This is a genomic window from Neisseria sp. P0021.S005 (assembly GCF_051956955.1).
Map to the genome: position 1 here is coordinate 1 of NZ_JBQCWY010000421.1, position 2,645 is coordinate 2,645.

2 protein-coding genes and 1 pseudogene are annotated in these 2,645 nt (G+C 50.2%); 1 reads left to right on the top strand and 2 read right to left on the bottom strand.

Features of this window, described 5'->3' with window-relative positions; genetic code table 11:
• A pseudogene (locus ACTHUE_RS15040) lies at window positions 1-213 on the bottom strand (peptidase M23); the annotation flags it as partial.
• A 363-nt stretch (window positions 214-576) separates the two neighbouring features.
• Between ACTHUE_RS15040 and ACTHUE_RS15045 the strand changes: the two are divergent.
• The gene (locus tag ACTHUE_RS15045; RefSeq protein ID WP_070459388.1) at window positions 577-1,557 is read left to right on the top strand and encodes a hypothetical protein; all 981 of its coding nucleotides are present in this window, start codon (window positions 577-579) and stop codon (window positions 1,555-1,557) included.
• A gap of 6 nt (window positions 1,558-1,563) precedes the next feature.
• Here ACTHUE_RS15045 and rfaQ read toward each other — a convergent pair.
• Window positions 1,564-2,645: putative lipopolysaccharide heptosyltransferase III (gene rfaQ, locus ACTHUE_RS15050; RefSeq protein ID WP_440423901.1), on the bottom strand; the 1,082-nt coding region annotated here is incomplete at its 5' end.

Here is a 2,645-nt window from a genome sequence, read left to right on the forward strand (position 1 = left end):
GGCTTGGACGGCTTCTTGCGCCCAATAGCTGGATTGATAGGTATTGGTTTCCACATAAACGGCAGGCAGCTCTTCGGAAATACGCTCGACTTTGAAATCGGTCTGTGCAGGTTGAGGGTAGGTAATGGCGTATGCGGTCATGATGCCTGAAGCCGGCAGCAGAAACGCTAAGAGGGTTGCTTTAAATCGAGTGGAATATTTGTTTTTAATCACGCGTTATCCTTAATGGGGCGGTCTGTTTTTTGAGGTTTGCAGAATGCCGGCACATCCGGTCTGCCGCGACCGCCTGCTGGTTTAAACAGTTTTGGGGATAAAGGACTTTGAGTCTTTTTTCCGATCTGAAAATCAGGTTTTCATTCGGAATAAATGAGGTCGTGTTTGAGATTGACGTTATTATCAGGGCTATTGTGTTGATTTACACCCTGTTTTTCTGAAATTTACGCCACGCATTCTAGCATGACAGCCCGTTTTTTCCAAACCGACCGTCTGAACGGCTCTTTTTCAGGGCGTGAGGGCAAGGTTCCGAAACGCATCATTTGTCGCGTAAAATAACGGTTTTCCTATCTATTTGCGCTTATGAAGCTGACCCTCGCCCTCCCCTCGCTCAACCGCTTTGCCGACGAATCCGTGCCTGCGCTTGCCTTACCTGCTTTTAACCATCTTTTGCGTTACGGCATATTACGCAAAGAAACACTCAAGCCGTCTGAATTTTACGGACGCCATTTGTGGAGCGGCAGCCTTATTGCCCAAGTGCAACGTTTACGCCACACAAACCAAAAACGCGCGGCCGCTTTTGCCTCTCCGGTTTGGCAACAAATGGGCATGCACCATGTCAACATTATCAGCGGCGAGTTTATCGGCATCCCAAAAGAGGAGGCTCAGCGGTTATGTGCGGATTTGTCGGCGTTTTATCAAGATAAAGATTGGCAATTCGAGCCGCTTTGCGAAAGTATGTGGCTGCTCAGTATGTCGAAGATTGAAGATTGGGGCGCGGAATGTGTTTTGGATGTGTGCGGGCAGCCGGAAATGGACGGTCAGGCACATGGCGAAGATGCGGTGTCTTGGTTGGCCATGCAGACGGAAATCCAAATGTTTCTCCACACGCATCCGATTAACCAAGCGCGTGAACAACAAGGCTTTCCGGAAATCAACGGTTTATGGCTGTGGAATGACGCGGACGGTACACAGTCTGCGGATATTGTCGCTTCAGACAGCGCATGGGCGCGTTTTTCAGATACGCCCAAAATCAATGCACCATACGATTTGAAGGCTTGGTTTGAGATGGTTCAAGAAACAGGCAGCACAGTTTCAGACGGCCTTATCTTTTTGGACGACTTGGTTTCCACCTTGCAGACAGGCGATGTTTGGGCATACAAAGATATTTTGGAAAGCTGGGAAACCCGTTGGTTTGCGCCTTTATGGGACGCACTCGCTTCAGGCCGTCTGAAAACCGTGTGCATTGCCACAGACGGCGAAAACGGCGGCACGCTGGAAATCGGCCGCCGTTCCAAATGGGCATTTTGGCGCAAAGCTAAACCGTTTAACGGATCGTGGTAAGCGGTTTTAAGCCTCCAACGCCTCCAATTTGGCAGAAATTTTATCCCACACATCCTGCAACGGAATCGCTCTCAACAGACGTGTCGGATCGTTAGTGTCGATACTGTCAGGATGCGGTAATTCGGCATAATCGCCGGCATAAATGACTTCGGCCTGCTCGGAATACGGACGCCATTTATCCACCCATGACGCGCCAAACAAAGCAATTTGCGGTTTATCCAAAGCAGCAGCGATGTGCATCGGTGCAGAATCGACACCGACAAACAGTTTGGCTCCCTCAATGGCCGCCGCCAATTCACGCAGGCTCAAGCATCCGGACAACACATATACTTTTCTGCCTTCCGGAATATTCAGACGGCCTATAATTTCCTGAAGCATGTATTGTTCGACAGTGTCGGGAGAAGCAGTCAACACGACATTCTGCCCGCTGTTGAGCAGAAGCTGTACGATGGCGGCATTCTTGCCGTCTTCCCAACATTTGAAATGCCAACGCGCACCCGGGTGCAACAACACATAATCTTCGCCGCTCCAACCCTGCTCACGCAATTTCTGCCGCATGCTTTCCCTTGCATCTTGCGCCACCCAAAGGCGTACTTTCGCATCGGCCACGTCTTCCGGCTGGATAAGCGGCGCAAGGATATTCAATTGGTTCTCAACGATATGATGGCTGGTATCAAGCTCATGGTTGATAAAATCATGACAGAAACGCCACCAGAATCCGTCACGCTTGATGCAGTCCAAACCCACGCTGCAACGGGCGCACAGTTTGGCGATTACCGCCGCGCGCCATTGATCGGACAGGTTGAAAGCCCAGTCATAATCACGCGCCTTCAGCTTTGAAAAAAGGTTTTTCTCACATGCCAACTGCTTGAATACGCCCAGCTTCTTCCAATTTCGATCAATGGTAAAAATCTGCGTAATCTGCGGATTATCGGCAATCAGCTGCTCCGTACCGGCGTATACCAGCATATCGATTTCGCAATCGGGGAAACGGGTTTTCAGCGCATCGACCACCGGCGTGCTCAAAAGCACATCGCCATGATGGCGCAATTTGATGATCAGAATACGTTTGGGTTGGGCTAAAGACA